Source organism: Carboxylicivirga mesophila (assembly GCF_018271975.1).
Lineage (GTDB): Bacteria > Bacteroidota > Bacteroidia > Bacteroidales > Marinilabiliaceae > Carboxylicivirga > Carboxylicivirga mesophila.
This window is the reverse complement of the sequence record NZ_JAGUCN010000018.1, coordinates 39,990-66,167: the sequence shown is the minus strand read 5'-3', so window position 1 is coordinate 66,167 and position 26,178 is coordinate 39,990. Positions and strand designations below refer to the sequence as shown.

Annotated in this window: 24 protein-coding genes; 2 read left to right on the top strand and 22 right to left on the bottom strand. The window is 42.7% G+C overall.

Going from position 1 to position 26,178, the window contains the following annotated elements; genetic code table 11:
• Positions 1-18: 18 nt before the first annotated feature.
• The 22 genes from KEM09_RS15270 to KEM09_RS15165 form a co-directional block, all read right to left on the bottom strand.
• Positions 19-402 carry a hypothetical protein gene (locus KEM09_RS15270; protein WP_212229587.1) on the bottom strand — a complete coding sequence of 128 codons (384 nt, stop codon included), beginning with the start codon at positions 400-402 and terminating at the stop codon, positions 19-21.
• Complete coding sequence (locus KEM09_RS15265; RefSeq protein ID WP_212229585.1) at positions 392-838, bottom strand: hypothetical protein; 447 nt, start codon at positions 836-838, stop codon at positions 392-394. Before KEM09_RS15265 ends, KEM09_RS15270 begins: the two co-directional genes overlap by 11 nt.
• A gap of 398 nt (positions 839-1,236) precedes the next feature.
• Positions 1,237-1,959, bottom strand: a complete 723-nt coding sequence (locus KEM09_RS15260) for a hypothetical protein (protein WP_212229583.1) — start codon at positions 1,957-1,959, stop codon at positions 1,237-1,239.
• Between the two features lie 56 nt (positions 1,960-2,015).
• Positions 2,016-2,414 (bottom strand): flotillin-like FloA family protein, encoded by a 399-nt coding sequence (locus tag KEM09_RS15255; protein WP_212229581.1) that lies wholly within the window; start codon positions 2,412-2,414, stop codon positions 2,016-2,018.
• Between the two features lie 6 nt (positions 2,415-2,420).
• Positions 2,421-3,908 (bottom strand): TlpA family protein disulfide reductase, encoded by a 1,488-nt coding sequence (locus KEM09_RS15250; RefSeq protein WP_212229579.1) that lies wholly within the window; start codon positions 3,906-3,908, stop codon positions 2,421-2,423.
• Positions 3,909-3,980: 72 nt separating this feature from the next.
• Positions 3,981-4,409 carry a hypothetical protein gene (locus tag KEM09_RS15245; RefSeq protein ID WP_212229578.1) on the bottom strand — a complete coding sequence of 143 codons (429 nt, stop codon included), beginning with the start codon at positions 4,407-4,409 and terminating at the stop codon, positions 3,981-3,983.
• A 236-nt stretch (positions 4,410-4,645) separates the two neighbouring features.
• Entirely contained in the window at positions 4,646-6,736 is a 2,091-nt protein-coding gene (locus tag KEM09_RS15240; protein WP_212229576.1) for a T9SS type A sorting domain-containing protein, read from the bottom strand.
• 414 nt (positions 6,737-7,150) lie between these two features.
• Positions 7,151-8,332, bottom strand: a complete 1,182-nt coding sequence (locus KEM09_RS15235; RefSeq protein WP_212229574.1) for an acetyl-CoA C-acetyltransferase — start codon at positions 8,330-8,332, stop codon at positions 7,151-7,153.
• Positions 8,333-8,657: 325 nt separating this feature from the next.
• Positions 8,658-9,386, bottom strand: coding sequence for a lysine 5,6-aminomutase subunit beta (kamE, locus tag KEM09_RS15230; protein WP_212229572.1), 729 nt, complete (start codon positions 9,384-9,386; stop codon positions 8,658-8,660).
• Between the two features lie 4 nt (positions 9,387-9,390).
• Positions 9,391-10,953 (bottom strand): lysine 5,6-aminomutase subunit alpha, encoded by a 1,563-nt coding sequence (kamD, locus tag KEM09_RS15225; protein WP_212229571.1) that lies wholly within the window; start codon positions 10,951-10,953, stop codon positions 9,391-9,393.
• Between the two features lies 1 nt (position 10,954).
• Entirely contained in the window at positions 10,955-12,532 is a 1,578-nt protein-coding gene (kamC, locus tag KEM09_RS15220) for a lysine 5,6-aminomutase reactivase ATPase KamC (protein WP_212229570.1), read from the bottom strand.
• Positions 12,519-13,382, bottom strand: coding sequence for a hypothetical protein (locus tag KEM09_RS15215; protein ID WP_212229569.1), 864 nt, complete (start codon positions 13,380-13,382; stop codon positions 12,519-12,521). Before KEM09_RS15215 ends, kamC begins: the two co-directional genes overlap by 14 nt.
• 97 nt (positions 13,383-13,479) lie before the next feature.
• A complete protein-coding gene (gene kamA / locus KEM09_RS15210) occupies positions 13,480-14,757 on the bottom strand; it encodes a lysine 2,3-aminomutase (protein WP_212229568.1) in 1,278 nt (425 codons plus the stop codon).
• A 59-nt stretch (positions 14,758-14,816) separates the two neighbouring features.
• A complete protein-coding gene (gene kdd / locus KEM09_RS15205; RefSeq protein ID WP_212229567.1) occupies positions 14,817-15,857 on the bottom strand; it encodes an L-erythro-3,5-diaminohexanoate dehydrogenase in 1,041 nt (346 codons plus the stop codon).
• A 91-nt stretch (positions 15,858-15,948) separates the two neighbouring features.
• Entirely contained in the window at positions 15,949-16,773 is an 825-nt protein-coding gene (gene kce, locus KEM09_RS15200) for a 3-keto-5-aminohexanoate cleavage enzyme (RefSeq protein WP_212229566.1), read from the bottom strand.
• Between the two features lie 56 nt (positions 16,774-16,829).
• A complete protein-coding gene (locus tag KEM09_RS15195) occupies positions 16,830-17,606 on the bottom strand; it encodes a CoA-transferase subunit beta (protein WP_212229565.1) in 777 nt (258 codons plus the stop codon).
• Positions 17,607-17,626: 20 nt separating this feature from the next.
• Entirely contained in the window at positions 17,627-18,610 is a 984-nt protein-coding gene (locus KEM09_RS15190) for a CoA transferase subunit A (protein WP_212191966.1), read from the bottom strand.
• Positions 18,611-18,732: 122 nt separating this feature from the next.
• Positions 18,733-19,980, bottom strand: coding sequence for an aspartate aminotransferase family protein (locus KEM09_RS15185; RefSeq protein ID WP_212229564.1), 1,248 nt, complete (start codon positions 19,978-19,980; stop codon positions 18,733-18,735).
• A gap of 317 nt (positions 19,981-20,297) precedes the next feature.
• Positions 20,298-21,788: a dihydrolipoyl dehydrogenase family protein gene (locus tag KEM09_RS15180; RefSeq protein ID WP_212229563.1), complete on the bottom strand. Its 1,491-nt coding sequence runs from the start codon at positions 21,786-21,788 to the stop codon at positions 20,298-20,300.
• A gap of 88 nt (positions 21,789-21,876) precedes the next feature.
• Positions 21,877-22,824 carry a glycine N(alpha)-acyltransferase GlsB gene (glsB, locus tag KEM09_RS15175; RefSeq protein ID WP_212229562.1) on the bottom strand — a complete coding sequence of 316 codons (948 nt, stop codon included), beginning with the start codon at positions 22,822-22,824 and terminating at the stop codon, positions 21,877-21,879.
• 29 nt (positions 22,825-22,853) lie between these two features.
• Complete coding sequence (glsA, locus tag KEM09_RS15170) at positions 22,854-23,690, bottom strand: lyso-glycine lipid O-acyltransferase GlsA (protein WP_212229561.1); 837 nt, start codon at positions 23,688-23,690, stop codon at positions 22,854-22,856.
• A 367-nt stretch (positions 23,691-24,057) separates the two neighbouring features.
• A complete protein-coding gene (locus KEM09_RS15165) occupies positions 24,058-24,255 on the bottom strand; it encodes a hypothetical protein (RefSeq protein WP_212229560.1) in 198 nt (65 codons plus the stop codon).
• A gap of 245 nt (positions 24,256-24,500) precedes the next feature.
• Between KEM09_RS15165 and KEM09_RS15160 the strand changes: the two genes are divergently transcribed.
• Together KEM09_RS15160 and KEM09_RS15155 are read left to right on the top strand one after the other, a co-directional pair.
• On the top strand, positions 24,501-24,869 hold the full coding sequence (locus KEM09_RS15160) for a FeoB-associated Cys-rich membrane protein (RefSeq protein ID WP_212229559.1): 369 nt from the start codon (positions 24,501-24,503) through the stop codon (positions 24,867-24,869).
• Positions 24,870-25,029: 160 nt separating this feature from the next.
• Positions 25,030-25,356 carry a DUF3592 domain-containing protein gene (locus tag KEM09_RS15155; RefSeq protein WP_212229557.1) on the top strand — a complete coding sequence of 109 codons (327 nt, stop codon included), beginning with the start codon at positions 25,030-25,032 and terminating at the stop codon, positions 25,354-25,356.
• Positions 25,357-26,178 lie beyond the last annotated feature (822 nt).

Below are 26,178 nucleotides of genomic sequence, written 5' to 3'. Positions count from 1 at the left end.
TAATTCGATATGGAGTTACTATGCGTGAATCTTTCCCTTGCTGGCACCAGCTATGGCCCCTACAAACGAAAGCAAAAAACCTATGCCAAGCATTATCCATACCAGCTGTGAGCGAGTCCAGAATGGCATGTCAAAGATAAATGAGGTAATGATAAAGGTGTTGCAGATTAAAGGTGTATACCAAACGCTCCCGGGGTAGGTTTTACAAATAAAAAAACAGGCCACCGCAAAAAATACCACCAACAGCAGTGAAATGGATAGCAGGTAAAGTGACGACAAGTTCCGGACCCCTGTCTCGTCGAACAGTAATATCAGAAATAGCCATGAGGCAAAGGCAACCATCAAGGACAGCGCCCATGCCGGAATCCCTTCTAAACGCGATTTTTTGATTCTAGGAACCATAGTTAGATGTTTTAGCGTTACTAGCTGTCTGCCTTGGGCGAGTCATCTTTGACACTTTATGCAAAAGTTGAGTATCGATTAAAAATAGGGGTACAAGTACGCTTGGGTAAGCAAGGAAGTCCCAGAGGTCGAAAGTGGAGCTATACAGGTTTAAATACTGCATGAATTCAATGCCAAAGCAGGCTGTTATTAGTATCATCAATGTGCGGACAGGTGTGAAAAAGCGTGTCCATGTATTGTTGGCTTTGGCGGTATACAGCCCCCTGAATAAGATGTATACCCATGCCGGCCCCACCATATCCAGCACATACCCATTCGCAAAGCGGCCCCAATCAAACCAAAGTGTTGAGAGACCTGCTATCAGCAGCAGAACCAGAGTAGCGGCCCAATACGGAGCATATTTATCATGCACGCTGTTTGAGATGTTTTGAATCATGTTGCAGATAATTAAATGACACCATTAAAATTTACGGCAATTCTGGCTGATATACCAATTGTATTATAAATGCACCTTTAGCTATTTTGCTATTTACAATGGTCAATGTCGATATAACATTAATTGAGATTTATAAACGAAGTGAAATAAGACTCATTTTAATGTATAATCGGTATTACACAACGTAAGCTGGCAACATTTAATCTAATTAGTTGAGATGTATATAACAGGTATTAAGGGCATCAGCAAGCCGATTGGAGCCATCATTTACTGGCAGGGCGTTAAAAATATGGGAAGGCCCTGCTATTTCTTTAGCAGGATGATGAAAATACGGGAAGGGCGTCGTGTTTTTCCGGAAGGCCATAGAAAATATGGGAAGGCTCTAAAAAATATCATATTTACGTGGGCCTTCCGTTCTTTTTGCTCTTCGCAAAGTAGCTGGACATATAAAGTTTGCGTTTTCGGCTGTTATGGTAAAAGGCATACTTGCCACAGGTGCGAATCCCGGTCATTTTATTGTATAAAAGGGTATAGGTTCTGTTGCGCCATAGCAAAGCGTCTTTGCCCGAGGGGGAAGCATTGTGGTTTTTGGCCAGATGTTCTGCCAGTTGGTTCGCCAACTCCCGGGCCCTCGTGCTTTGGTTCGTGTCGAAGTTAATGCCTGACAGCACCGTGCCATGCTTATCAGCAATATTAGCCAGTTCCAGCAGGTGGATGTTTAGTTGGTTGTTTTTATTACTGTGGCTGATGGGCTTCAGCTGTTTTAAAATAGCCGGATGATGATGAAAGGCATAATAGTAGTGGCGGAGCAACTCTTTTTTTAAGGCAATAGCTTCCTGTTTCATGGCGAGCCATTGTTTTGTTTGAGGTGATTGACCTCTTGTGCTTTGCCATTGGGACTGATAGTGCCGCAGCAGCTCACTCAAGGGCTTCAGGTCCATGGCGTGTTGCCAGTTAAGCCCTGCTTTTACCAGCTGCTCTTTGTCCTTAAGACAGGTAACGGCCAGTGCTTCGGCCTCAACACAAAGGTGCTTAACAGGTATTTTGGGCTTTTTAATATCTTCCCGGGGAATGCTGGCCAGTATGGGCTGCCATTGTTCGATGATGCTTTCTATTGACATGGGGTAGGTGTTAATAAGCTGTTATATTACAGGTAATTTATTTCGCTCTTAGGTTATTAGATCACTTCATCATCGCCAGCATGCTTTACGTCATTAAATGCCTCCGTTAAATCAATAGCGGCAAGGTCATCTTTACATGTCTTCTCCACAGTTAACGTTCTTCCCGCTTTATTTGCTATAATAATACCATGAACTAAATTCTCAATATTTCCACCAGCCAGATAATGGGCTTCTAGTACCTTTCTATCGATGCCCTTTAAGCCAGCTTTGTTGACTTCAATCAACGATTTTACAATTACTGCTGGAGGTACGTTCCTAAACCGCATGAAGGTTAGTGTCAACAGGTTAATTTTTGCGCCGGATAATCGTGCCACAAACCAAAGCAATATAGGTACATAATAAAGGATAAAAAGGAGAATGGCTATAATCAGTATTGTTATGAGGGGAGTATACATTTTAGCTTATTGCTTAGTTATTGAGTAATTGTCTTCAACTGCTTTTTTAATTATATCATGCATCTCATTGTTGATCTTATTGGCCAGAACTTTACCATCCTTTCCAATGATTGTGTAGTGAGGAATTCCATAGATATTATATTTAGCCGTCAGGTTTTCTTTCCATTGGCCTTTGCAGATGAGATGCTCTCCTTTAAAATTTTTTGTTTCAATGATTTTATTCCATTGTTCAAAGTCGGTATCCAGGCAAATATTAATCAGTATAAAATCACTCTCCTTAAACTCCTCAGCCAACTCATTTTTCTGAGGTATCGAATTAATGCAGGGTACGCAATAGGTTGCCCAGAAATTTATAAATATCACTTTCCCTTTAAAGTCCTCCAGGTTTTTCATTCCACCATCAACATTGCGTAAATAAAAGTTAGGGGCATCGTCACCTTTAGTGAGTTGGTTCTGGTTGAGGTACTCTGAATATTTTCTTTCTTTTTCAGCTATCAGGAAATGATAGACAGTTGAGTCGGTTATTAAATGCTTGTTGTTTAAAATCAGTTCATCAACCTGTTGGGTGTAGGTGTTAAATTCAGCGGGGGAGAGCTTAAGCAGTTTGTTGCCACAGAAGGTGACCGACAATCTGGATGCTACATAGTAAGCAAGTCCATATCCTTTGATTTTTGATGATACGATGTCAATATTGCTTTGCAGGTATTCAAAAAATATCTCATCGGTAGCTTTGCCGTACTGCAACAGCGAGTCGAATTTTACCGGCTTTAGACTGCCCAGGTATTCGATGCTGTTTTCGAGCCAGCACATGTGCTGGTTGTTGAAATTTACATGCTCCGTGAAGCTGACATCCCGGTTGACGTATTGATTATGCATCCAGCCGCGTTGCAAAAACTGGTTCGCCTTGTTAAACTCAGCTTCCATATTTATGTTGAAAGCTTCTAGCTGATAGAACCAAGCGGGTATTTCATTCGCTTTCTGCACGGAGTCTAATTTGTGTTGCTGGTTATTATAAAACACTTCTACCTGCTGATTAAAATCCTCAATGCTTTGTTCTTTTCGTGGCCCTTTGTAATAGTGCTGGCGCACATTGTTTAAGTAGTTGCAGATGCTGCCAGTTGTGCCACTAAAAGAGGCCATCTCGTTTAGTTGTGGGCCTTTAGAATAATCCAGTTTAACCGTTAGTGTGTCATTTGGAATCACAAAAAGCTTCAGCATGTTATTACCGCTGACCATATTGATATAAACAGGCGTGTTTATACTAAGTGCTTTTGTAAGACTGGCAGGCTCATTAAAATCAACATTTAAACTTTGCTGACTGTAGGGAAGCATTTCATTAATTATGAGCGAATAGGCATGTGTGTCGTTGATGTTTTCTACAACGAAATTGATGTAGGCAGGTTGATGGGGAGTAAATACAAATCTCTTGGTATTGGCTTGTGAGGTGTCATTCCAACAGCTAACCAAGAACATCAGGATAAAGAACTTTCTCATATAGGATTGGTTTTTAACTTCACAGAAAACAGTTATGTAGCGTGTGATATTGCGGTTTGTTACATTAGTTATTTACCCTACATATTCTATAACAACTTTTTTTTCTTTGGATAAATTGTACAGTTTCATGTCATTATAGATAGCTTCTTCAATTTCAGTAGGTTTCTTTCCGATATTTCTCACATATCCAAAAACTCCTTTAAGTTCTTCAAAGTGAAGAAAAGAGCTATTGATTTCTTCGTTTTTAAATATCTCCCAAGTTTCATTTGTGAGGGTTTTAGTTTTATTGAAAAAATGATAAATGGCCATATCATCTTCATTGATTACTTCAAGTCCTTTTTCTTTAAAATGTTTAGCGAGTAATACTTGAAAAAGAATTTGGTCATCGATGTAGAAATTAATTCCCAAAATGACGAATCCTTTTTTCCTATATTCTACAAGGGCTTTAGAAATTGGCAATTCATGAATTGGTCTATTTCTCTTTTTAAATAATCCAAACATATATTTGAAGATTTAATGTTTGTAATTTTTAATTAATGCTAACTAGTTTATATCACCACATCGATGCCCGATGCAGATTCTATATTTTACGCTACCTGCACTAAAGTGCCAATGTATTCTTATATCCTTGTTTGCTTTCCGCCCATTGCTGGTGTGGATTTGCAATCCGTGCCATTGCTTATAGTTAAAACAACCAGTAAGCCTCTTACTTCCATAGCATCTGGTTAAGTACTTTTCTATAGCTTGACAAACTTAGTTTGTCCAATCTGCTCTCCGTATTTGATTTTTACAAAGTAAATACCACTACTGATGTCACCTACATTGATAGTCGTTTGGGAGGTAAAAGCCTTAGATACTTGTTTATTCAATCTACCCGATGCATCATAAATAAATACTTCTATTGTATTAATCTTTTCTTGTTCAGATACCGGGTTGAATTTAATGTTGATATGGCTTGAAGCAGGATTAGGTGATACTTTAAATTTCAGGTTTGTAGAGACCGGCGATATATTGACTGAAGTTGGCGTTGGTGAAATATCAACACCATTTTCATTATAAACGCCAACACCACCAATTGTAGCAATCCATTTATTCAATTTGTCATCAACAACAAAAGAATAACACCAATTGGCCGGAAGGCCTGAATTTTCCATTGTGAAGTGTTCATAATAGGCACCTGTAAACTTAGTGAGTCCGCTATAACCAGTGAACCATTTGTTACTTTCAATGCCTTCATGCATTTTACCCCTCCATTGATAATCAAGATGCCAATGGGTTATCCAGGATTCTTCATTGTATTCGATAACCCTTTGGCTAGTGTATATCCACTTTTTCTGGTCTTTATCAATGGAAATCGAATTAATGTAATCAATGTCAACAGGAGAATTAGACCCGTTAAAAAGTTCCCAATTGGTATTGTCAAATTTAGCAATGCCACTACCTTGGGTTCCAAACCATTTTATGCCTGTGGCATCGATGGCAACGCAGCTGACATTATTCGATGGTAAATCAGAGTTGGTAGCATTATAGGCTAACCAGTTAGTGCCATCGTAGCTTAGTACCCCTTCTGCGGAAGTAACCCAAACATCGCCGCTGATTGGATCCACATCAACATCAGAAAATATGGTGTTAGGTAAAGGTGAGTTCATGTGGTTCAGCATCTTCATTTGTCCATCAGCAAACCGGGCAACTCCTGCATTGGTTGCCATCCAGATATTACCATCCAGGTCGGATATTATTTTGAATACCTGTGTTAGGTAAAAGTCTGAGTCTTTGTCTTTAAAAGTGAGCCAATCAGAACCATCAAACCTGGCAGCCCCTTGATTTGTTCCGAACCATTTGTTTCCGTTTTTATCAATGTGAATATTGTAAACCAGAGCACTGGGCAGCCCTGATGTGGCAGTAGAATAATACTCCGAGCTCGTATGGTCAAACAAAACTATCCCGTCATTGGTGCCAATCCAAAAATCCCCATTACTAACCACTTCTATAGTTCTTACTTCCCTATTGCCCAAAGCCGGGATATAAGGATAAGTGGAATTGCCGGTTTCATTGTATTTGCTAATACCTCCATTTCTGAAGCCAAACCACTTGTTGCCAGCCGGATCAATTGTCAGGCAGTCAGGGATGTCAGATGAAATCATACTTACGGTATTCTGCTCAATTTTGTAGACACCTGTATTTACATTAAACCAGATACTGTTGTCAGTATCAACCATCAAATCAGTTACATAATCATATGGCAGGTTAGAGTTGGATGTATTATACTGAGTCCATTGATTGTTATGAAATTTACAGATGCCCATACCAAAAGTTGCAAACCAGATTGCATTCTCATTATCTATAACAATATCAACAATAGTTGTTGGGTGTCCGCTTGATTTATTATTATATATTTTCCACTGAGAATCATCGTACATAGCACAACCGTTACTTTGGGTTCCGAACCATTTATTCCCTTGTTGGTCTATGGCCACAGAATTAACGAAATTATCAGGAAGTTCGTTTCGGTATACAATCCAATTGGTATCATCAAATGAACTCACTCCATTTGCTGTCCCAAACCATTTTTTTCCACTTTCTTCAATGACAATAGATTGCACTCGATTGTCACAGAGTCCTGAATTAGTACTGGTGAAGAGTTCCTGCTCACCTGTTTCCTTATGAAATTTAATGACTCCTCCTTGGGTTGCCAGCCATAAGAGGTCGCCTTCTTCTTTAATGTCAACCACTTCATACGAAGCAGTAATGCTGATCCATTGCGGTGCCTGTGCCTGAATATTGTAAAAGAACAGAAGTAAGATAAATAGAGTTAGATTTCTTTTCATAATAGTTTGGTTTGATTGTATTTATTGAGGATTGGGGTTAGCTCATATATTATATAAAGGGTTGTATTTATTGTCTATTCTATGATAAAAGTTCTGCTACACCTTCTTTCCGCCCCACATCACTCACATTTATCCCTGGTCAGGGAGGCGGCTATTCCGATTAGCGACAACTAAAATAGAATTTTTAGTTTAATAAGTAGCATTATGGTTAAGTAAATGTTATGTGTGAATTTTTATTATTGGTCACATAAGGCAACAACTATTTTCTAATGTAAGTTTTAGATAGGGAATAAGTTGATGTTTTCTGGTTGCTACATCACTTACCGGCAAAAAAAAGAGCCGACCCAGGCAGGCCGACTCTTTCTCAATAGACTAAAGGTTTAAATTAATAAATAGGACTTATATAATATTGGTTTAGATGCGTTCCACACACATGGCAATGCCCATACCGCCGCCAATGCACAATGTAGCGAGTCCTTTGTTTACTTCGCGTTTTTTCATTTCGTGTACCAGGGTTGTTAAAATGCGGGTACCACTCGCTCCAATGGGGTGACCAATGGCGATAGCACCACCGTTAACGTTGGTGATCTCAGGATTCAATTCCAGCTCCTTCATAACGGCCAGGGACTGGGCAGCAAAGGCCTCATTGGCTTCAATCAGCTCCAGTTCGTCTTTGCTCCACTGTGCTTTATCCAATGCTTTGCGCACAGCTTCAACCGGTCCGATACCCATTATGGACGGCTCGGTACCATGCCAGGCATAGGATACAATTTTAGCCATTGGCTTCAGACCGTATTTTTCAACAGCCTCTTTGCTGGCGACGATAACCGCAGCTGCGCCATCGTTAATACCCGATGCGTTGGCAGCTGTTACAGTACCTTCTTTTACAAAGGCCGGGCGTAGCTTAGCCAGTGAGTCGGCTGTTACACCAAAGCGCACAAACTCATCCTGTGCAAAGATGATTGGGTCTTTTTTGCGCTGAGGGATTTCTACAGGCACTATCTCGTCAGCAAAGCGATTGCTATTGATGGCCTGTTCAGCCTTATTCTGTGATTGAGCAGCAAAGGCATCCTGCTCTTCACGTGTCAGGTTGTATTTATTGGCCAGATTTTCGGCGGTAATACCCATGTGGTAGTTGTTAAACACATCGGTTAAGCCGTCAGCAATCATTGAGTCTACCAAAGTACCATCGCCCATGCGGTAACCGGTACGTGCTTTAGGCAGCAGGTAAGGGGCTTGTGACATATTTTCGGCACCACCTGCAATAATCAGCTCGGCATCACCAGCCTTAATGGCCTGAGCAGCCAAAGCAACGGTACGAAGACCCGAACCACATACCATGTTAATGGTCAAAGCTGTTTTCTCTTTAGGGATACCAGCCTGCATCGCAATCTGACGTGCTACGTTCTGTCCGTGTCCGGCTTGCAGTACACTACCCATAATTACTTCATCCACTTGTTCGCCTTCCAGTTTGTTACGTTCCAAAAGTGACTTAACAACAGTGGCGCCCATCTGAGCAGGTGATACGTTAGCTAGTGTTCCGCCAAAATTTCCTACAGCTGTGCGGGCAGCGTCAATGATATAGATTTCTTTCATACTATTTGTTTTTAGTGCATAGTGCCAAGTGCACGGTGCTCAGTTTGTATATTAATTTTTGTTCGGGTGCAGCGCACAATGCACTGCGCACTTTTGTTTTCTTTTAGGCTCTATTGCCGGTGCGGATTTATAATCCGTGTCCTATTGCTTTTAACCTTAGCACAGATTATACATCAGCGCTAGGGTGAACTGCTTAATAGCTTGATGTCATCTTTACTTTATTATTCCCCCCTTCGCCTTTCAGGCACTTCCCCAAGGGGAAGATGTTGTAAGAGCTTGAGGATTTCTTCTTTAGGTTTTTAGCCATCATGGAAATGGCTATCAGCTACTTTCGTTCCACCATCTTTTCAACAATAAAAGAAGCAACGTTCTCAGGATAGGTGCCTCGACCAAAGCCCACATCGTAGCCCAGTTCCAGCGCCAGTTTGTTGCTGATGCGCGGACCGCCGGCACACACAATCAGCTTTGAGCGCAAGCCTTCGGCTTCCAGCAGTTCAATCAGATCGGTCATATTCTGGATGTGCACTTCCTTTTGGGTCACTACCTGCGATACCAGTATGGCATCGGCATTGAGCTCCACGGCTTTGCGAATCAGTTCTTCGTTGGGTACTTGTGCGCCCAGGTTATAAGCTTCCATCATTGGATAGCGCTCCAGGCCGTAGTGCTGGTCGAAGCCTTTCATGTTCATAATGGCATCGATACCCACCGTGTGAGCATCAGTACCGGTGCAGGCACCCACCACCACTACTTTTCGTTTGATGTTTTCTTTGATGAAGTTATTGACCTCGTAAAAGTCCATCGACTTTTCAACAGCTTCCACCTCAATCTTGTCGTAATCGAGTTGCAGCTGCGATTTGCCATACACCACAAAAAAGGAGAAGTCTTCCGACAGCGGGTTGGAGTGAACCACTTCCACTTCTTCAAAGCCTAGTTTGTGGGCATATTGTTTGGCCGCTTCGTCAGCTTTGGCTGAGTGGGGCACAGGCAGGGTAAACGACAACTGCACGGCGCCGTCGTTCATTGTATCTCCATAGGGACGTATCATGTTATCCATTTCCTTACTTTTTTAATCCAAGTTCAACTTCCAAATAATCGTAAACCGGGTTAAAGTAGTTGTCTGCTTTTTCCTTCACCCCGTCGAAGCCTTTACCGCCATGCTTAGGGCGACTTACTTCGGCAAACAGTTTCTGTTCAATTGAATCAAACAGTCCTTTTTCGTTAATCTGTTCCAGGAACTCAATGGTTTCATCCAACACGTTTTGCGCGCGCGTTTGCATAATACCATCTTTCTTAAACTCAATGTCGTTGGCAAAATCCTTGGTATTGTTCAGGATGTAACGGGCATTTTCAACTGCCAGGAAACGGTCTTGCATAAATGGCGTGTGAATGGCCTCGGTAAGCATACCCAGCAGCAGGATGCCCTGGTTGGTTGACTTGGCAATGAAGTTGAACATGGCATTCATGATGTAGCCTTTGAACACATCACCGGTCATGTACTTAGTGGGTGGCATGTATTTCAATGGTGCCTCGGGGAAGATTTCGCGAGCCATCTGCGCCTGTGCCATCTCATACAGGAATCCGTTTTCAATCTGCGGATTCATCTCAAAGGCATGACCCAATCCCATCAACTTGGCAGGCAGGCCCGAGTCATAAGCAAATTGCTCATTGATAAACTGGGAAGCTGTTACGGTGTAGGCCTTTTCGTAGGCATCCGAGGTAGTCAGGTAGTTATCTTCGCCCGAGTTAATCACAATCTCGGCAAAGGCATTAATCATGCGCGAAAACTTCTGGTCCACAAAGGTGCGGTACATGTTAATGTCGCGGAACAGCACCCCATACATGGAGTCATTCAGCATCATATCCAGCCGCTCAATGGCACCCATAGCCGCTATCTCCGGCATACACAAACCCGAGCAGTAGTTTACCAGGCGGATGTACTTACCAATCTCGTTACCTACTTCATCCAGTGCCTTACGCATGATTTTGAAGTTCTCCTGCGTGGCATAGGTGCCGCCAAACCCTTCTGTGGTGGCTCCGTAAGGTACAAAGTCCAGCAGGCTTTGGCCGGTGGTACGAATCACCGCGATAATATCAGCTCCCTGGCGAGCAGCCGCCTGTGCCTGCTTCACATCTTCAAAAATGTTACCGGTGGCCACAATCAGGTAGAGGAGAGGCGCGTTTTCTTTCTCTTTGTATTCGGTAACTTTAGAAGTCCGGTAAGCCACATTGCCTTTGACACGATGCGAGAAAGCAGCTACCAGCTCTTCAGCCTTTTGGCGAATCAGTTCCATGTCTGTCAGCCCCAGTTGCGAGATGTCCAAGCCATCAGCAATGGCCCCATTCAGCTGTTCTACAGTCATGTTTTTTCGCAACAGTGCATTCACGTAGTAAGTAGAAGCACCGTACTGAATGTTATCGCCCAGTGCATTCACAATGGCATTGGGTACCGGCACATCATCGGCCGTTACGCCGTCGGCACCCAGCATGCGGAGTGTGGCGCGCTCAATGGCAACGGTGGTGTGTTGCTCAATGTAGTCGTTTACCGGCCGGGTGATTTGCTTTGACAGCTCCCTGGCCCTGTCTATTTTTTTTCTATCCAGATTTAGTTTCGATTGCGTCATTTTATTGGTCTAAATAGTCGTTAGCATAATTGATTATTTCTGTTGGCAGGCCAAGCATGCCTGCTATGGATAGGGCATCTTTTGATTGTTGACCATCATCGGTCACTACCTCATATTGCATAAAGGCATTGATAAGCCTTATTTTTTCGTTGATGTCATCAGGTTGCTTATGGCAGTGTTGCTCATAAGCTTGCCGGTTGAGTCCTTTCATCCTGTATTTGGCAACAAGCTTAATGGCGGGCATATTGATAAAATGCGTTGAGAAGAAGCCGGTAATATTAACATGCTGCGTTACAAATTTCAGAACGGCAAATAGTATGGCTTTGGCCTCCTTGGCATTGGTGGTGCGTGCCAGTTCGTCAACAAAAATCAGGCGCTCATCACTTGCTTCAATGGCTTCGGTTAGCTGGTGTATCTCCTGACCAAAGGAACTGAGGCCTTCCACATTGCCCGATTGCCCGTTGCCCAGCACATGAATGCTGTCGAAAAGGCGTGTTGAGAAACGTCTGGCTGGTACTCTGAAACCCAACTGTGTCAGCAGTTGTAAAAAGGCCAGCGTTTTAAACAAAACTGTCTTACCACCCATATTGGAACCCGAAAGCAGAATGGCATTGCTGTCAAAATCTGCATTTAAAGGCGTGTATTCAAGTTGTTTTCGCTGGTGTTTTTCCCAAAGCGGGTAAAAAACGCCCTCGCATACCTCAATTAATTTTGCGTTGTAATCGGGCTTGTTCAGCTTAAGTTGTAAACTAAAACGTGCCCGTGCCAGACTGATATCCAGAAGACAGACGGTGTCAATTGCTCTCTTAAGCTTCTCTTTGTTTTGTTTGATGGCCTCAGACAAATCAATCAGTACTTTCTTCTCTAACTCCGACTCTTTTGTCAGCAAGTTTTCCTTTACCTGCAGTGCTTCCAGATAGCTTTTGCCAAAATAGGGCTTTACCTTAATCAGGTTCGAATCGTAAAACTCGCAATTAAGATCACTCACTTCCAATAACTCGGCGCGTTGTTTGTCAATCAGCACAAACTCACGCCCATCCATATCTATCAGGTATTTTTCCTTAATCTCACAGCATTTATCAATGCGTATGGCTGCAAGCTCATCATCCCGCAGGCGGATGGTATCTCTGACAGTTTTTAATGCATCGTCAAAGGCCGAAGACAGGTAAAAAGATTCGCTCTGATCATTGTCTGGCATCAGTTTCTCCAGCAGTTCATTCAGTTCGTACTCAAAATTCAACAACTGCTTAGTTGTATCATTGAGTTCGTTGTCAATAGCTCTTAACTGGAGCAGGAACTTTTTGATGAGCTGGATGTCAACGGCATCGTACTCGTTTTTATCTAGGGTGTTAAGGCGATCGATACGACTCAGATGGTTTTCAACCTTGAGTGCCTGATGATCTTGCTCGTTTAGATAAGCTATCAGCGCATCGGTGATGAGGTGAATGGCATCCAGCTCACGGCTTTCCGTGTAAAAATGCAGAGCTTCCTTATGCGCTTTGCCATAGGGAGTCAAGGGCCTGTACTTTTCGTAAAAGCTGTCAAACGCAGTGAAAACTATGACTTTACTGATGCACATAAGGGTTAAGAATTAATTCTGTTCGAATGCCTTTACTCATGTATAATTGCGAAAATGCTTCCTGGGCAATATCTTTTAGTACTGCCACATAGCCTTTTAATATGGGACGATTGATTACCTTAATGATGACACGCTTTTGCAAATGTTGAAGCTGCTCATAATTCAGAAATATGGCCGTCAGGTCATTAATGACCACTGTCTGGCAATTGCGCGGTATGCTGCTGAGCTTACCAGGAGTCAGGGCTCCTTCAATAACAAAAGCATTATCATCCTGCGAGGCCATTTCAAAACCAGCTGACACAGATAGTAGCTGCATTTGTTCCAGTGCTTTTTTCATATTACGACGGTCGATATTAACCACATAATAGAAACCACTATTGGCAATTGCGCTCACTGGTGTCAGGCGGCTGGCTGCTCCGTCAATGATAATAGAGCGATAGTTAAGTTCTTGTCTGATAAAATCAATCAGGTGTTTTAGCTGCTCATTGTATTCCGGTCCAACCAGTTCGACGGTGCCGCTTCGCAAAGTTTTGGCAACCACCAATTGGCCCAGAGGTGTTTTAATCTGAAAAGCCTTCTCAACTTTAAACAATCCTGAACTTTTACGCAACATGGGGTAGCTGGTAATGAACACGTCACCAGGCTCTGTTTTGATCGATGGCTTGTCACGGCCATCAATCTGGTCATGACTCTCGCCATCGATGCCAATGGTCGCAAAGGCGGGTGCTTCCACTTTCCTGATTTGGTTAAGTGCCCAATTCATAAATGTGGTTTTACCCGCGTTTTTGCGATTACCCATCACAAAGCTGGTGTTGTTAATAAAGCGATATGTTGCGTTAGTTGTGTTCATTTTGTTGTTCAGGAACTTATTCAATCTCCCTAATGCTAAGCTTCAATCATTATTGTTTGTTTACCACTGCCTACTGCCTGGAAAACTTCTGCCTTCATTAATGCTTTCCATTGGTGCGCGATTCGCGACGTAACGATTGAGGAATGATGGTACCACCTTCGTTCAGCAGTTTTGCCACACCGTCTTTGGCCACTAAGGATTCGTCACTACAGAATGAACAGTCTGATGTTTTGTGCCCCTGGTAGTCCGATGGTTGCGTATAACTGGTTATCATACCTTCATAGTTACGCAGTACCACACGTTTTTCAGTTTGCGAAATCAGGTAATCAGGCATCACCGGAATCTTACCACCGCCACCTGGTGCATCCACAACAAAGGTGGGCACTGCCATTCCTGTTGTATGTCCTCTCAGGTTCTCAATGATTTCGATACCTTTTGAAATGGTGGTTCTGAAGTGAGAAATACCCTCAGACAAGTCGCACTGATAGATATAGTAAGGCTTAACACGGATGCGCAGCAAGTCATGCATCATAGCTTTCATAATGTTAGAGCAGTCGTTAATCCCTTTCAGTAATACCGACTGGTTGCCCATCTGCACACCGGCATTAGCCAATTTTTCGCATGCCTGACGTGCCTCTTCTGTAATTTCTTTAGGATGATTAAAGTGCGTATTCACATATACCGGATGGTGTTTTTTAATGATATCGCACAAATCATCGGTAATGCGCTGTGGCAATACCACTGGCATGCGGCTGCCTATGCGAATAATTTCCACATGGTCAATCTTGCGCAGTTCGGTAAGGATATAATCAATGCGGCTATCACTCAGAATAAGCGGGTCGCCACCAGAAATGACAATATCTCTTATTTCTGGTGTTTTAGCAATGTATTCAAATGCTTTTTCCAGATGGCCACGTGCCATGTCTTCATCCGTTTCGCCAACTATACGACGGCGTGTACAATGGCGGCAATACATCGAACACTCATGTGTCACCAGCAGAAGGGCTCTGTCGGGGTAGCGGTGTGTTAAACCCGGAACCGGTGAATCCACATCTTCGTGCAACGGGTCGCTTAAGTCTGACTCATCAATGTGTAATTCTTGTAAAATTGGCACCGCCATCTTTCGCACCGGGCAATTCACATCATCTTTGCTCATCAGAGCCGCATAGTATGGCGTGATGGCCATTTTAAACTTCTTAAGGGTTTTGGCCAGGTGTTCATGCTCTTCATCGCTCAATGGCAATACCTTCTCCAGACTGGGGATGTCGCGGATTGCGTTACGCATTTGCCACTTCCAATTGTTCCAGTCCTCCTCCTTCACATCTTTAAAAAGAGGGATACTCTTATAGTCAACGTTTGAATATTGTCGTTTCATTTATGTAGATTTTTTGTTGTCGGTGCTTAGTGCTTAGTGCACTGTGCACTGTGCACTATTTATGTATACAACTCTTCGTATAATTTTCTGATTTTCTCACTCTTCCGCAGGATATCAATAGACATATCAGCATGTCCCATAGCATAACCGTTGCCAATCAGCATATCCACATCTTTGCCAACTCCTTCGGCTCCCAAAGCTGCTTTAGTAAAGGAGGTTGCCATGCTGAAGAAATAGACTGTTCCACGATCTTTACACATGAGGATAGAGCCCATTTCGGTGTTGGTGATGTTGACGTTGTTGATAACCACATCGGCCAGTTGCCCATTTGTTAGCTTGTCAATGGTTTCGTAGCACTGAAGCGCATCGGTCGCATTCAGTTTAATGGCGTGATGACAAACTTCTACCTGTTTCAGGCGTTCGATGTTCTCATCGCTGTAATCAGCTCCAATGACCATTCCATTCTCTCCAACCAGTTCTTTGGCAACAGCGCAACACAGGATGCCTGACTTGCCACCTGCTCCCAGCACTACCACCGTGTCACCTTCTTTTACCAGGCGTTCAGTCTGAGCCGGCGCACCACAAACATCCAAAACAGCCAAAGCGAGTGTTTCAGATAGGTCAGTGGGCAGCTTGGCATAGATGCCACTTTCAAACAAGATGGCTTTTCCTTTGATTTTCACCTGGTCAATTTCTGGTTTGATGTCCAGTATTTCCTCAATATATAATGGTGTCAACGATAACGATACCAGCGTTGCAATGCGATCACCTTTTTGCAGATTAATCTTCCCTTCCAGTGCGCTGCCAACCTTCTCAATGGAACCAATCAGCATGCCTCCCGAACCAGTCACCGGATTCTTCATCTTGCCTTGTTTGGCAACAATATCCAGAATGATTGATTTAATTTCTTCAATATTTCCCTTTGCCTGATCTTTAATCTGTGTGAAACTGGCCGAGTCGATATTTAATACATCAACATCGATGAGTATCTCGTTGTCATATATCTCACTCATGTTGTTATCAACAACAGTAGCTGGTTGTGGCAAAACTCCTTTAGGTTCTATTACCCTGTGTGTACCGTATTTATTTCCCGTCTTCATTTTGGTCGTAGATAAATAAGCTAATAGCCATCAGCTAACAGCTATTAGCCTTTGTTCTTTTGTCATTAAAAGTCTTGATTCTTACCTCTCTTTATATGCCTTTCAGTTGCAACATCTCACGCACATCGGCTGGTGTGGCTATTTCATAGCCGGCATCACGCGATAGCTTGGCAGTGCGCTCTACCAGCTGTGCATTACTGTCGGCCAATACTCCTTTTGAGTAATATACATTGTCTTCAAATCCAACGCGAATAAAGCCATTGCCTATGGCAAATGCACCGTAGTGAGCAGGAACACAGGCACGCCCTACGCCCATAACTGTCCAGTGTGCACCTTCAGGAATACGGCTCACTAGCAGATTTAACAGCTCTATGTCGTAAGGAATGGCAGCCGGCACGTTCATCACAAATCCATAGTGGTAAGGTGGTTTAAGCAATCCTTCCTTAATAAGGATGTCGGCTGCTGCCACATGTGAAATGTCAAAGCATTCTAATGTTGGACGAACATTATACTTAATCATTTCTTTTGCAAAGCGACGCATGGTTGGCAAGGTATTCACGATGTAATCGTCACCGAAATTAACTGTTCCACAGTCAAGCGAAGCCATTTCCGGCTGTAACTCTTCAATAACGGCTACACGCTCATCGTCTGTCATGCCTACAGCACCACCTGTAGTAATTTCAATCACGATGTCGCAACGTTCACGGATCAGGCGGATGGCTTCTTTAAATACTTCAGGGTCTTGCGTAGGACCGCCATTTTCGTCACGTACATGCAGGTGAACAATTGAAGCACCCGCTTTATAGGCGTCATAGGTAGCATCAGCTATTTCAAGCGGTGTTAATGGTAAATTGGGATTGTGCTCGCGAGTGGTTTCAGCTCCACAAACTGCACAGGTTATTATCATTTTTTTCATTTTTCTTTCTTTTTGGTAGTTACTGATTGCTTAAGGTTTAATTGTTGAAGAAGGGTTTATCCGCGGCCAATGATAACGCCTGATGGATCGACTTTCTCACGCAGTATGCGCAGCTCCTCGGCACTCGGCTCAACAGTTGTTTCATAGTTTTCAGGGATGATGATGTCGAATTCAGCATTGGCTTTCACATCTTCTAGTGTTTTGCCCGGGTGGAGTGATAGCAGCATCATAGCCTTCGACTCCTCTTGATAGCCATAAACGCCAATGTCGGTAATCACCTTGTAAGGTCCGGTATTGGCTGGTAAACCTGCTTCTACGCGCGAGGTGCCACCTTCTATGAATCCCGGAGTGGTGATAAAATCCACTTTATTGGCAAATCGTTTTTGGTTTTGCGGAGTTACCACCATGGTTCTCCAGCAGAGAGAAGCGAGGTCATTGGCGCCACCACTTCCCGGGAATCGTGTTTTTGGTTTATTGTAATCGTCTCCAATCATTGTGGAGTTCAGGTTACCGTATTTGTCAATCTGGGCACCGCCTAAGAAGCAGTAATCCACTACGCCGGCCTGACAAAGTTCCATGATCTCAGCCATTGAAGTGGCCTTAAGCCCTTTGTGAGTGGTGCGTGAGTCGCCTACCGAGATGGGCATGGTTGGTAAAAGAGGAGCAATACCACCTGCTTCAAACATGATGGTCAGGTTGGGTGATTGGGTCATCTGTGCCAACATAGCTGCCGCCACAGGAACACCGGTGCCTACCACTACCATTGCACCGTCTTCAAGGTTGCGGGCTGCAACGGTTATCATTAACTCCATTGGATTATATGTTGTTTCCATTTTGTCTTGATTTTTCAGGGTTAGTACAAATGTTCGGCTTGCATCAGTTGCTTCATCTTGTTCATGCCACCGTTTTTCTCCAGATACTCATAGAAATCTTTTGACGATAGGATGTGATGGCCAACGAACTCTTCCAATTGCATTTCATCTTTTTCAGCTACTAACCAGTCTTTCAGGTGTTCTTCATCGGAGAAGTATTCGCCCGGCATATTACCTGGGTAAGAACCAAATGGCATTTCAATCACGGCATCCACGCACCAGTATGGAATCACTGTTTTACCTGGTTCACGCCTGATTTCTTCGTTAGAAATGATTTTCTCGGTGGTTACAATTACCCGCTTAGATGCTTTGGCGATGTCGTCATCAGCCACCAGGATGCCATCAATCTGGCAGTTGCCGTATACATCAGCGCGGTGCACGTGTAAGATGGCTACATCAGGGTAAAGCGCTGGTAAAGCCGCCAGTTTCTGACCGGTAAACGGACATTCTACCTCTTTGGCAGCAGAGTGCTTAAATGTGTCGGTGCCCAGCATTACGCGCGATGGTAGGTAAGGTAAACCCATTGCAGCCGCTTTAAAGCGCCACGAGAGTGCTCCGTTCGACCATTCGGTTACTTTTACGTTGCCCGACTCAAACATGCGTCGTGAGTTCTTGGATAAGCCTCGAGCCTCCAGTCCGACTATGTAAGCAGCGTCACAACGGTTAAAGGACTTACCGGCACTCAGCAGCTGACAATCGTGTGTAGATACGTGTCCTGCAAAGCCCAGGTTTTTCTTCTCTTTACGGATAATTTCATGGATGAGAGCTGTTGGAATACGTACCCCACCAAAGCCGCCGATGGCCAGGTAGTCACCATCATTTACATAGGTGTCAATGGCCTCTGCAACAGTGGTAAGCTTATTCTTCATCTGTTTTTTCTTGTTGCGAAGAAAGCCTCTCATTTCATCGGCATTGGGCGACATAAACAGCTCGCCAATACCTGTATTTAATTTTGTATCGTTCATTGTTTTTCTTTTTAAGCTGTTAGCATTATGCATGGTGCTTATTAATGTTTCCCGCAGATTTCGCTGATTTTCACAGGTTTTTTCAGCGTCATTCTGCGCCATCTGCAGGCGAAAATCAAGTATTAATACTTTTCAGTTAGGTATTGCAATGCTTCTTCGATGGATTTCACGGTGTAATCCAGGTCCTCCTGTGTATGACGGTGGCAGATGTAGCCGTGGTGGTATGGCTGCAGGAAGACGCCTCGGCGAATCAGCTGCGTGTAAAAGTCGTTACGTTTCTTTTTATAGCTGCCATCTTCATTTTTATCGAAGGTGATGAACATCATCGGTGCAATACCACTGATGCGTGCGCCAACCGGATATTTCTTCAAGAGGGCGTCAATCTTATTATTGAACTCTTCGCCTTTTTCCCAGATTTTATCCAGCACTTTGTCGCGCTCCAGGATTTCAATTGTTTTTAGAGCGGCCACATAACTCAGGCTGTTGGGGAAGAAGGTAGAAGATATAAATACGTTTGATTCGCCTTCTTTCATGATTTCAGCTTTACCGGTTACAGCCCCAATAGGGTAACCGTTGGCCATGGCTTTACCAAATACAGCTAAATCAGGTGTTACTTTATATAGTTTTTGAGCACCACCAATGCTTGCTCTGAAGCCGGTACGAATTTCATCGAAGATAAGTACTACACCATATTTTTTACACAATTCTTTTACGCCTTCCAGGAAGCCTTCTTTAGGTTCTGTGATAGGAGCTGCCAATGGGTGGCCCAGTGGTGTAATAATAACTGCTGCTGTGTCATCACCGTGCTCTTTCAGTAAATTTTCTAAAGACTCAAGGTTGTTATATCTGAACTCAAATACATCTTCGTACAGCTTTTCAGGGATACCACCTTTTACTTCCACACACCAGTCGTGCCAGCCATGGTAGCCGCAGCGCATTACTTTTGTGCGCTTGGTATAAGAGCGAGCCAGGCGGATAGCTGTGGAAGTGGCATCAGAACCGGTACAAACGAAGAGGCTCATTTCAGCACATGGAATCAGTTCATTCATCTTCTCAGCCAGCATGTTCTGGTATTTCTGAGTCAGCGAGAAGCAGAAGCCTTTATTCTGGATTTGATCAATCACTGCATCATCTACTTCTTTTTCGCGATTGCCTAATATCATAGGCCCATAGGCGCATAGGTAGTCGATGTATTCATTGCCATCGATATCGGTCACACGGCCACCTTTACCATGATCGAAATATACAGGGAATTCACCCTCCACAAAGTTATATGGGCGACGAATACCAAGTACTCCGCCAGGAATTAAGGATTTACCTTTCTCTAATTCATTTAATGAATTTTCTAAGTGTAGCTTTTTTGCTTCCATAGCTATATGTTTTTTTGGACTAATGCGAGATGTAACTATTCGGTGAACCAGTATGGTTAAGGATAGTATCAGTTGGTGGCAGGAGAAATATTGCCACAGGAGGTGCTCTAGAAGTCTGTTACTTCTATTCTTTCTATTGCGTCTTGTATCAATTTATGCACCCAAATCATTGTTGTATAGTAACGCTAGTTGTTTTTAGTGTTAAAATATACACAAAAGTAAGATGAATGTTAAAAATACAACATGATAAAGCGCATGAATTTTATCAAAACATGCGCTTTGGTGTAATTTGAATTTAATCTAAATACAAGTAGTGATTACTCTTTATCGGGTGTCCATTCCCTTATATTGATTAAATCGGGGAAAGCTTCGGGTTTATAAATAGATTTGCCACTCAGTGTGCGCAGGCATTCCTGAATACCTTCTGGAATGCTAGGGTGGGGGTAGAAGATTTTTAATACTTCGTGCAGGCTATTGCCCTGGTTAATGAGGTGGGCTACTGATACAATAAAGGCCGATGCCTGTGGACCGGCAGCACGCATCCCTAAAATGCGTTGCTCATCATCGTTGCTGACCAGGATCTTCACAAAACCGTTGGTGTTGCGCATGGCAATGGCCCGGTTTACCAGTTTGTTTGAGTAATAGGCAGCTTTATAAGGTATCTGTCTTTGTTGCAGCATCTTTTCATTGGCACCTACAGCAGCCACTTCGGGTTTGAAGAACATGAGCGTACTCATGTGTGAGTAGTCTAATGGATACTGTGGGATATCCCCGATTTTCTCAGCTGCCAGACGCCCCTGAAACTCGGCGACACTATACAACTGGCTATGACCTGTTACATCACCGGCGGCATATACATGGCAAGTACCTTTGCCATCTCTCAGCAGGCAATCGTCCTGGATGGGAATGGTGCCGTTCTTGTGTAATTCAATACCTATTTTTTCGAGGTTAAGGCCTTCGGTATTAGGGACGCGCCCAATGGCCACCAGGGCAACATCTACTTCAATTACTTTACTGTGTCCATCATGATAATCAAGCACTACTTCCAGATGCTCAGGATGCTTACGTATATGGCGAAGCGTAGCCGTGTGGTGTATGTTTACGCCGTTGTTTTCGAGGTTGCGCGACACAAAGCTGCTCACATCATCATCTTCGTAGGGTAGCACCCTGTTGGAACGGTCGAGCAGGTGTACTTCGGTTTGACCAAAGTTGGAGAAGATGGTGGCAAACTCACATCCAATAATACCCGAACCAATGATGAGCATGCGTTCAGGAAACTCTTTCAAATGCAGAATGCCGTCGGAGGTAATGATGCGCTCGCCATCAATCTGCAGGCCATCATACAGGCGCGGTCGCGAACCGGTAGCAATAACAAAGTTGGTGCCTTTGATTAGCTTCGTACCTTCCTTGCCTCTTACTTCAATGTGATCGGCATCTACAAAGCTGGCCCAGCCATATTCGATGGTCAGTGCTCCTTTTTTGTTTTGGGCTGGTGAAAAGGTTTCTATCTGGCTCAGCATCTGGTACTGTTTTTCCTTGGCGGCCTGTATAACCGTTTTCTTCACCTTTTCGAAATTAACACTTAGTGAGCTGACGCGGTAGCCACGGTCGATGCGTGCTGCAATGGCATAATCCATTGAAAGCTCATACATGGTTTTAGAGGTGAGGGCTCCATTCATGATGCCGGCTCCACCCAGGTGTTTGCCTTCAATAATACATACATTTAATCCGTAATCTAAAGCGCGAATGGCGGAAGAGAATCCGGCAGGACCACTGCCAATAACTACCAGGTCGTAAGTGTTTGTCATCGTATAAAAACTTATATCCATATAAAAAAAAAGAGTCGCAATTGTTTATTGGCAACTCTTCTTTATTTATATCTCCGTCAATATTTTGTTATTCGTGCGGCTCATTAGGCGTAAACGTATCAACATGGCGATTGATTTTTTGCCTGTATAATTCGTTTATCGTTAGTATAATACCTGTTTCCTCTACATCGCCAAAGCGGTCGTTGATGGCGGTGCCAAATGTTTTCATCGATGGCGACAGGTTCATATAGGCGTTGATGAGTGGTGGTATATTTTCGCCAAACTCTCGCACGCGTTTGGTCAATATCTTGTAATCCTCCTGGTAGTTCTGGCCACAGAAAATCTCTTTCAAATCCTGAGATGTCAGATCGATTTCCACCGGTTTGTGTGGATACAGCAGCTTATCCGGATCACCAAAATACTTCTGCATGAAGCCCAGAATCAGGTCGCGTGCAAACCGGTTAAAATGCGTGTACATGGTTACCTTACCAAAGAAATATTTCATTTCGGGGTGGCTCACAATTAATGAACCTAAGCCGTCCCACAGGTTATCCAGCGCAAACAGGCTTTTGGTGCCTGCTTTGGACGATTGATAGGTGGGCTGCACAAACGAGCGTCCCAACTCAATCATATAAGGCAGATAATCTTTTACAAATTGCTCAGAAAAGTGAAAAAGCCTTGAGGTGGCCAGCTTCACATTGCCGTCTTTATCAACGGGTATGTCGCTGCCCAAGAGGTAACGGTAGCCGCCTAATACCTCTTTTTGCTGAGGATCCCAAACTATAAGCTGGCGATAGGGTACCTCGGCTGTATCGTAGTCGTCAATGTCGGTTTCTTTACCGGTTCCGCCACCAGCCATTCGAAAAGTGATTTCGCGCAAACGACCTACCTCGCGCATCAACGCAGGTGCCTGATGGGCTGTAAAGTCGTATATCTTGTTATCGCCTTTGTTGGTGTTACGAACAAATGTCTCCTGATTCAATTCAGCTTCCAGCTCTTCTCGCGGCACAGGAGGTATTATTTCTTTTACTCTCATTCGGTGATTTCTTACAGTAGACTACAAAATTAATTTATTTTCGCTAAGGCGTAGACTTCGTCTTTAATTTTTTGAGCCCAGTCTTTACTGGCTTTGCCCACTTCTACGTCTGAAATGTTAATTGGTTGCCCAAATGTGATGGTGATTGTTTTATTGCGTTGTAAATAAAGTTCATCCACCAGGTAAAGCATCTCAATGTTGGCTTTAATGCCCAGTTTCTTACGCCAGTTGGCCAGGTTGTAGAAGCGTTTGGTGTTTTCACCTGATATATGAACCGGTACGATATCGCGCTTGTGCGTTTTGGCCTTTTTAATGAAATTAGGTTTCCAGTCCAGGTCTTTGATGATGCCGTTTTTACCTTTGCGTGATACCAGTCCGGCCGGAAACATCAACATCTGGTTGTCGCTGGCATAGGCTTCGTCAATCACTTTAGCTGCATCGCGACTGTGACCACCGTGTTTGTTGATGGGCAAAAAGATGTCGCGCAGGTTGGTGAGGTTCATCAGTATGTCGTTGACCGGAAACTTTAGGTTTCTAAAATAACGTCCCACAGCTGCTACGAACACCATGCCATCTAATCCTCCCAGCGGATGATTGGCTACAAACACATAACGCCCTTCTTTGGGAATGTTTTCTGCACCTTTAATCTCGTAGCGCGATTGGAAATTGGCAATAATGGCTTCAGCATATTCGATACCATATACATCGCGGTTATCGGCGATAAATTCGTTGATCTCATCCTGGTGAGTGATGCGCTTCAGATAGTTAACCAGGAATTTAGGAATGAATTTTTTAAGCCGCGGGTTCTTATCGTGAAATACCTTATCGATATCAATAAACTTGTCGTCTCCTTGTCTCTTTTCCATGCTTCAATAACTAATCGAGTTCAATTTTAGGAAATATTTTAGAAAGATGTGGTAATTAACGGGTTTTTCTGGGAGAATAGTGGTTAGTCAGTAGTCAATAGTCAGTGGTCAGTAGTTGGGAGTATAGGGTTTGGATTTTAGGGGTTAGGGTTTAGGGCTGAAGAGTTGAAAGTTGAGGAGTTGAAAGTTGAATGAGCTGGATGACGGGAGATAGGGGTGTGGTGTTTCGTCTTGCACCTACTGTTTATAAACGCAGAGTCGCAAAGACACGGAGTTATTTTAGAGAGTGATGAGACGTGGGTTGCGGAGTGTTATTTGGTGGTTAATGGTAGCTGGTTCGGGTCAACCAACGGGCTACTTGCTGCGCTCATCCGCTTCCCAAAGCCTCGCGACCACTTCCCAACGCCTTACAACCGCTGCGCAATGGCACCAGCCGCCTTCCCGGTGGTTCCAGCCGGGTATACAGTGGCTCAAAGTGACAATATGGCAGGCAAAAGCGCTTCCCAATGGCTCCAAAGCAGTGCGCAATGCTTTCAGCAGCATTATTGATAAATGAATATGTCATTATAGCATGCGAATTGTGTTTAATATGATATGATTAAAATTTTGGGGAGTAGTGTATTATTTTTAGATTCGTTTAGCCTAATTGAAAGCCTTTAGCTAGCGCAGATTTGTAATCTGTGCTATGGAAATAAAAGGCTTCCAGGATGTTTTGCTTATAAAACAAAGGCACGGATTGCAAATTAGTGCCAGCAAGGGGAGAGAAAGGATTGTTGGAAGTGACGGTTATGAATGGAAAATATGTAGCTTATGAATAACAAGCCAAAAAAAGTTGTAATTGTTTTAATAATAATCCTTGGTTATGTAGGATATATGTTTTATTCTCAGATTGCACATAATAAGATCAAAAAGGATGGACGTTATACTGTAGGAACTGTCACAGATTTTAAAGCGAATTTTAGGAACGGTTATACGGTTTATTATGAGTTTACTGTTTCAGGTATTTTGTATGAGCAAAGAATGCATGTTTCTACTGAATATGACAACGTAATTAAACACCGATTCTTTGTTAAGTATAATCCTGAGTATCCTAGGCATAATTTCATAATGCTAGAAAAACCTGCTTTATCTAAGTTTTGGAATAGTCCATCAGAAGGGTGGAAACAAATCCCTCATTGAGTGAAATCCATAGCTAGTGCTGATTTGTAATCTGTGCTATGGAATAAAAAGGCTTCCAGGATGTTTTGCTTATAAAACAAAGGCGCGGATGGCAAATTAGTGCCAGCGTTGTGTAATATTAATGGTGGGTTAAAGCGAACAAAAAGTCTGTTTTTCAAGAATGAACAACTATTTTATAAATTATATGATTGAGTTTTTAGTGCTAGGTGTTGTTTTGGTTATTGGAATGATAGTCTTAATATCTAGAAGGAATCAAAAAAGAAGGTTACTCAAAGAAGGGGTTAAAACTACTGGTTTGGTGAGAAAGTTTGAATCAGTGTACCGAGGTTCAACCAATGCTGAAATTACGATTGCCATAATAGAATTTGAAACTAAGAATGGAAATCTTATTGTTGTAGAAAAGATGAATGTCAAAAAATATCGGATTGGTCAACGTGTAGATGTAGTTTACAATGAGAATGATCCAGAAGATTTTATTTTGAGCTAGTGTTTATTTAATTCTTCGTAGTGCTGGTTTTGTAATCTGTGCTATGGAATAAACAGGCTTCTTGGGTGTTTTGTCTATAAAACAAAGGTGTGGATGGCAAATTAGTGCCAGCGAGGGGGCAAATTATTAAGATATGAATGAACTATTATTTTTAATGCCAATTCCTGCAATTATCATTAGTAATTATTTAATGAAATTGGCACTAAAGAAGCATGGTTATCAGATTAGTTTATTTAATGATCACCATAAAGACTCAATTAATATTTTAAAATTAGTTTTTACTAAATTATCTATCTTACGGAGGATATCTTATGTCCTAATATTGAGTTTATATTTAATTGCATTTGGCATTTTTATAATTAACGTATTTAAAGTCATCAATAAATTATGAGGATATTGAAAATTAGTTCCTCAACCGAGCGAAGTCTGTGACTTCGTTTGAACTAATGGTTTAGTTTGTAACTCCGCGCTAGCGAGGGGTACATACTCATCAAATTGGAGGTGGTTATAATTATACACCAGAATCATTTATCTTTTTTAGAAAATAAATATGGCTGAAATTGTAATATTATTATTGTACGCTATTGTTTTTTTAATTTATGGATATGGTTTTTCTTTTAATACTAAAAAAACATTGTCCAAAATTATTTCTCTATCAAAAATGAAGGAGAATTCAAGATTTTGTAGGTTCTTATTAAGTAAACGAAATATTTATTGGATGAGAATATGTGGCCCCATATTATTGGTAATTAGTTTATTTTTATTTGTAATAGTAATGATTTCATCAATAGATATGGAAATTATATTTTAAAACCTCCGTTC

Excerpts from the sequence above, each read along its gene's own strand:
- KEM09_RS15270 (WP_212229587.1), bottom strand. The coding sequence starts at position 402 with ATGGTTCCTAGAATCAAAAAATCGCGTTTAGAAGGGATTCCGGCATGG.
- KEM09_RS15265 (WP_212229585.1), bottom strand. The coding sequence starts at position 838 with ATGATTCAAAACATCTCAAACAGCGTGCATGATAAATATGCTCCGTAT.
- KEM09_RS15260 (WP_212229583.1), bottom strand. The coding sequence starts at position 1,959 with ATGTCAATAGAAAGCATCATCGAACAATGGCAGCCCATACTGGCCAGC.
- KEM09_RS15255 (WP_212229581.1), bottom strand. The coding sequence starts at position 2,414 with ATGTATACTCCCCTCATAACAATACTGATTATAGCCATTCTCCTTTTT.
- KEM09_RS15250 (WP_212229579.1), bottom strand. The coding sequence starts at position 3,908 with ATGAGAAAGTTCTTTATCCTGATGTTCTTGGTTAGCTGTTGGAATGAC.
- KEM09_RS15245 (WP_212229578.1), bottom strand. The coding sequence starts at position 4,409 with ATGTTTGGATTATTTAAAAAGAGAAATAGACCAATTCATGAATTGCCA.
- KEM09_RS15240 (WP_212229576.1), bottom strand. The coding sequence starts at position 6,736 with ATGAAAAGAAATCTAACTCTATTTATCTTACTTCTGTTCTTTTACAAT.
- KEM09_RS15235 (WP_212229574.1), bottom strand. The coding sequence starts at position 8,332 with ATGAAAGAAATCTATATCATTGACGCTGCCCGCACAGCTGTAGGAAAT.
- kamE (WP_212229572.1), bottom strand. The coding sequence starts at position 9,386 with ATGGATAACATGATACGTCCCTATGGAGATACAATGAACGACGGCGCC.
- kamD (WP_212229571.1), bottom strand. The coding sequence starts at position 10,953 with ATGACGCAATCGAAACTAAATCTGGATAGAAAAAAAATAGACAGGGCC.
- kamC (WP_212229570.1), bottom strand. The coding sequence starts at position 12,532 with ATGTGCATCAGTAAAGTCATAGTTTTCACTGCGTTTGACAGCTTTTAC.
- KEM09_RS15215 (WP_212229569.1), bottom strand. The coding sequence starts at position 13,382 with ATGAACACAACTAACGCAACATATCGCTTTATTAACAACACCAGCTTT.
- kamA (WP_212229568.1), bottom strand. The coding sequence starts at position 14,757 with ATGAAACGACAATATTCAAACGTTGACTATAAGAGTATCCCTCTTTTT.
- kdd (WP_212229567.1), bottom strand. The coding sequence starts at position 15,857 with ATGAAGACGGGAAATAAATACGGTACACACAGGGTAATAGAACCTAAA.
- kce (WP_212229566.1), bottom strand. The coding sequence starts at position 16,773 with ATGAAAAAAATGATAATAACCTGTGCAGTTTGTGGAGCTGAAACCACT.
- KEM09_RS15195 (WP_212229565.1), bottom strand. The coding sequence starts at position 17,606 with ATGGAAACAACATATAATCCAATGGAGTTAATGATAACCGTTGCAGCC.
- KEM09_RS15190 (WP_212191966.1), bottom strand. The coding sequence starts at position 18,610 with ATGAACGATACAAAATTAAATACAGGTATTGGCGAGCTGTTTATGTCG.
- KEM09_RS15185 (WP_212229564.1), bottom strand. The coding sequence starts at position 19,980 with ATGGAAGCAAAAAAGCTACACTTAGAAAATTCATTAAATGAATTAGAG.
- KEM09_RS15180 (WP_212229563.1), bottom strand. The coding sequence starts at position 21,788 with ATGACAAACACTTACGACCTGGTAGTTATTGGCAGTGGTCCTGCCGGA.
- glsB (WP_212229562.1), bottom strand. The coding sequence starts at position 22,824 with ATGAGAGTAAAAGAAATAATACCTCCTGTGCCGCGAGAAGAGCTGGAA.
- glsA (WP_212229561.1), bottom strand. The coding sequence starts at position 23,690 with ATGGAAAAGAGACAAGGAGACGACAAGTTTATTGATATCGATAAGGTA.
- KEM09_RS15165 (WP_212229560.1), bottom strand. The coding sequence starts at position 24,255 with ATGACATATTCATTTATCAATAATGCTGCTGAAAGCATTGCGCACTGC.
- KEM09_RS15160 (WP_212229559.1), top strand. The coding sequence starts at position 24,501 with ATGAATAACAAGCCAAAAAAAGTTGTAATTGTTTTAATAATAATCCTT.
- KEM09_RS15155 (WP_212229557.1), top strand. The coding sequence starts at position 25,030 with ATGAACAACTATTTTATAAATTATATGATTGAGTTTTTAGTGCTAGGT.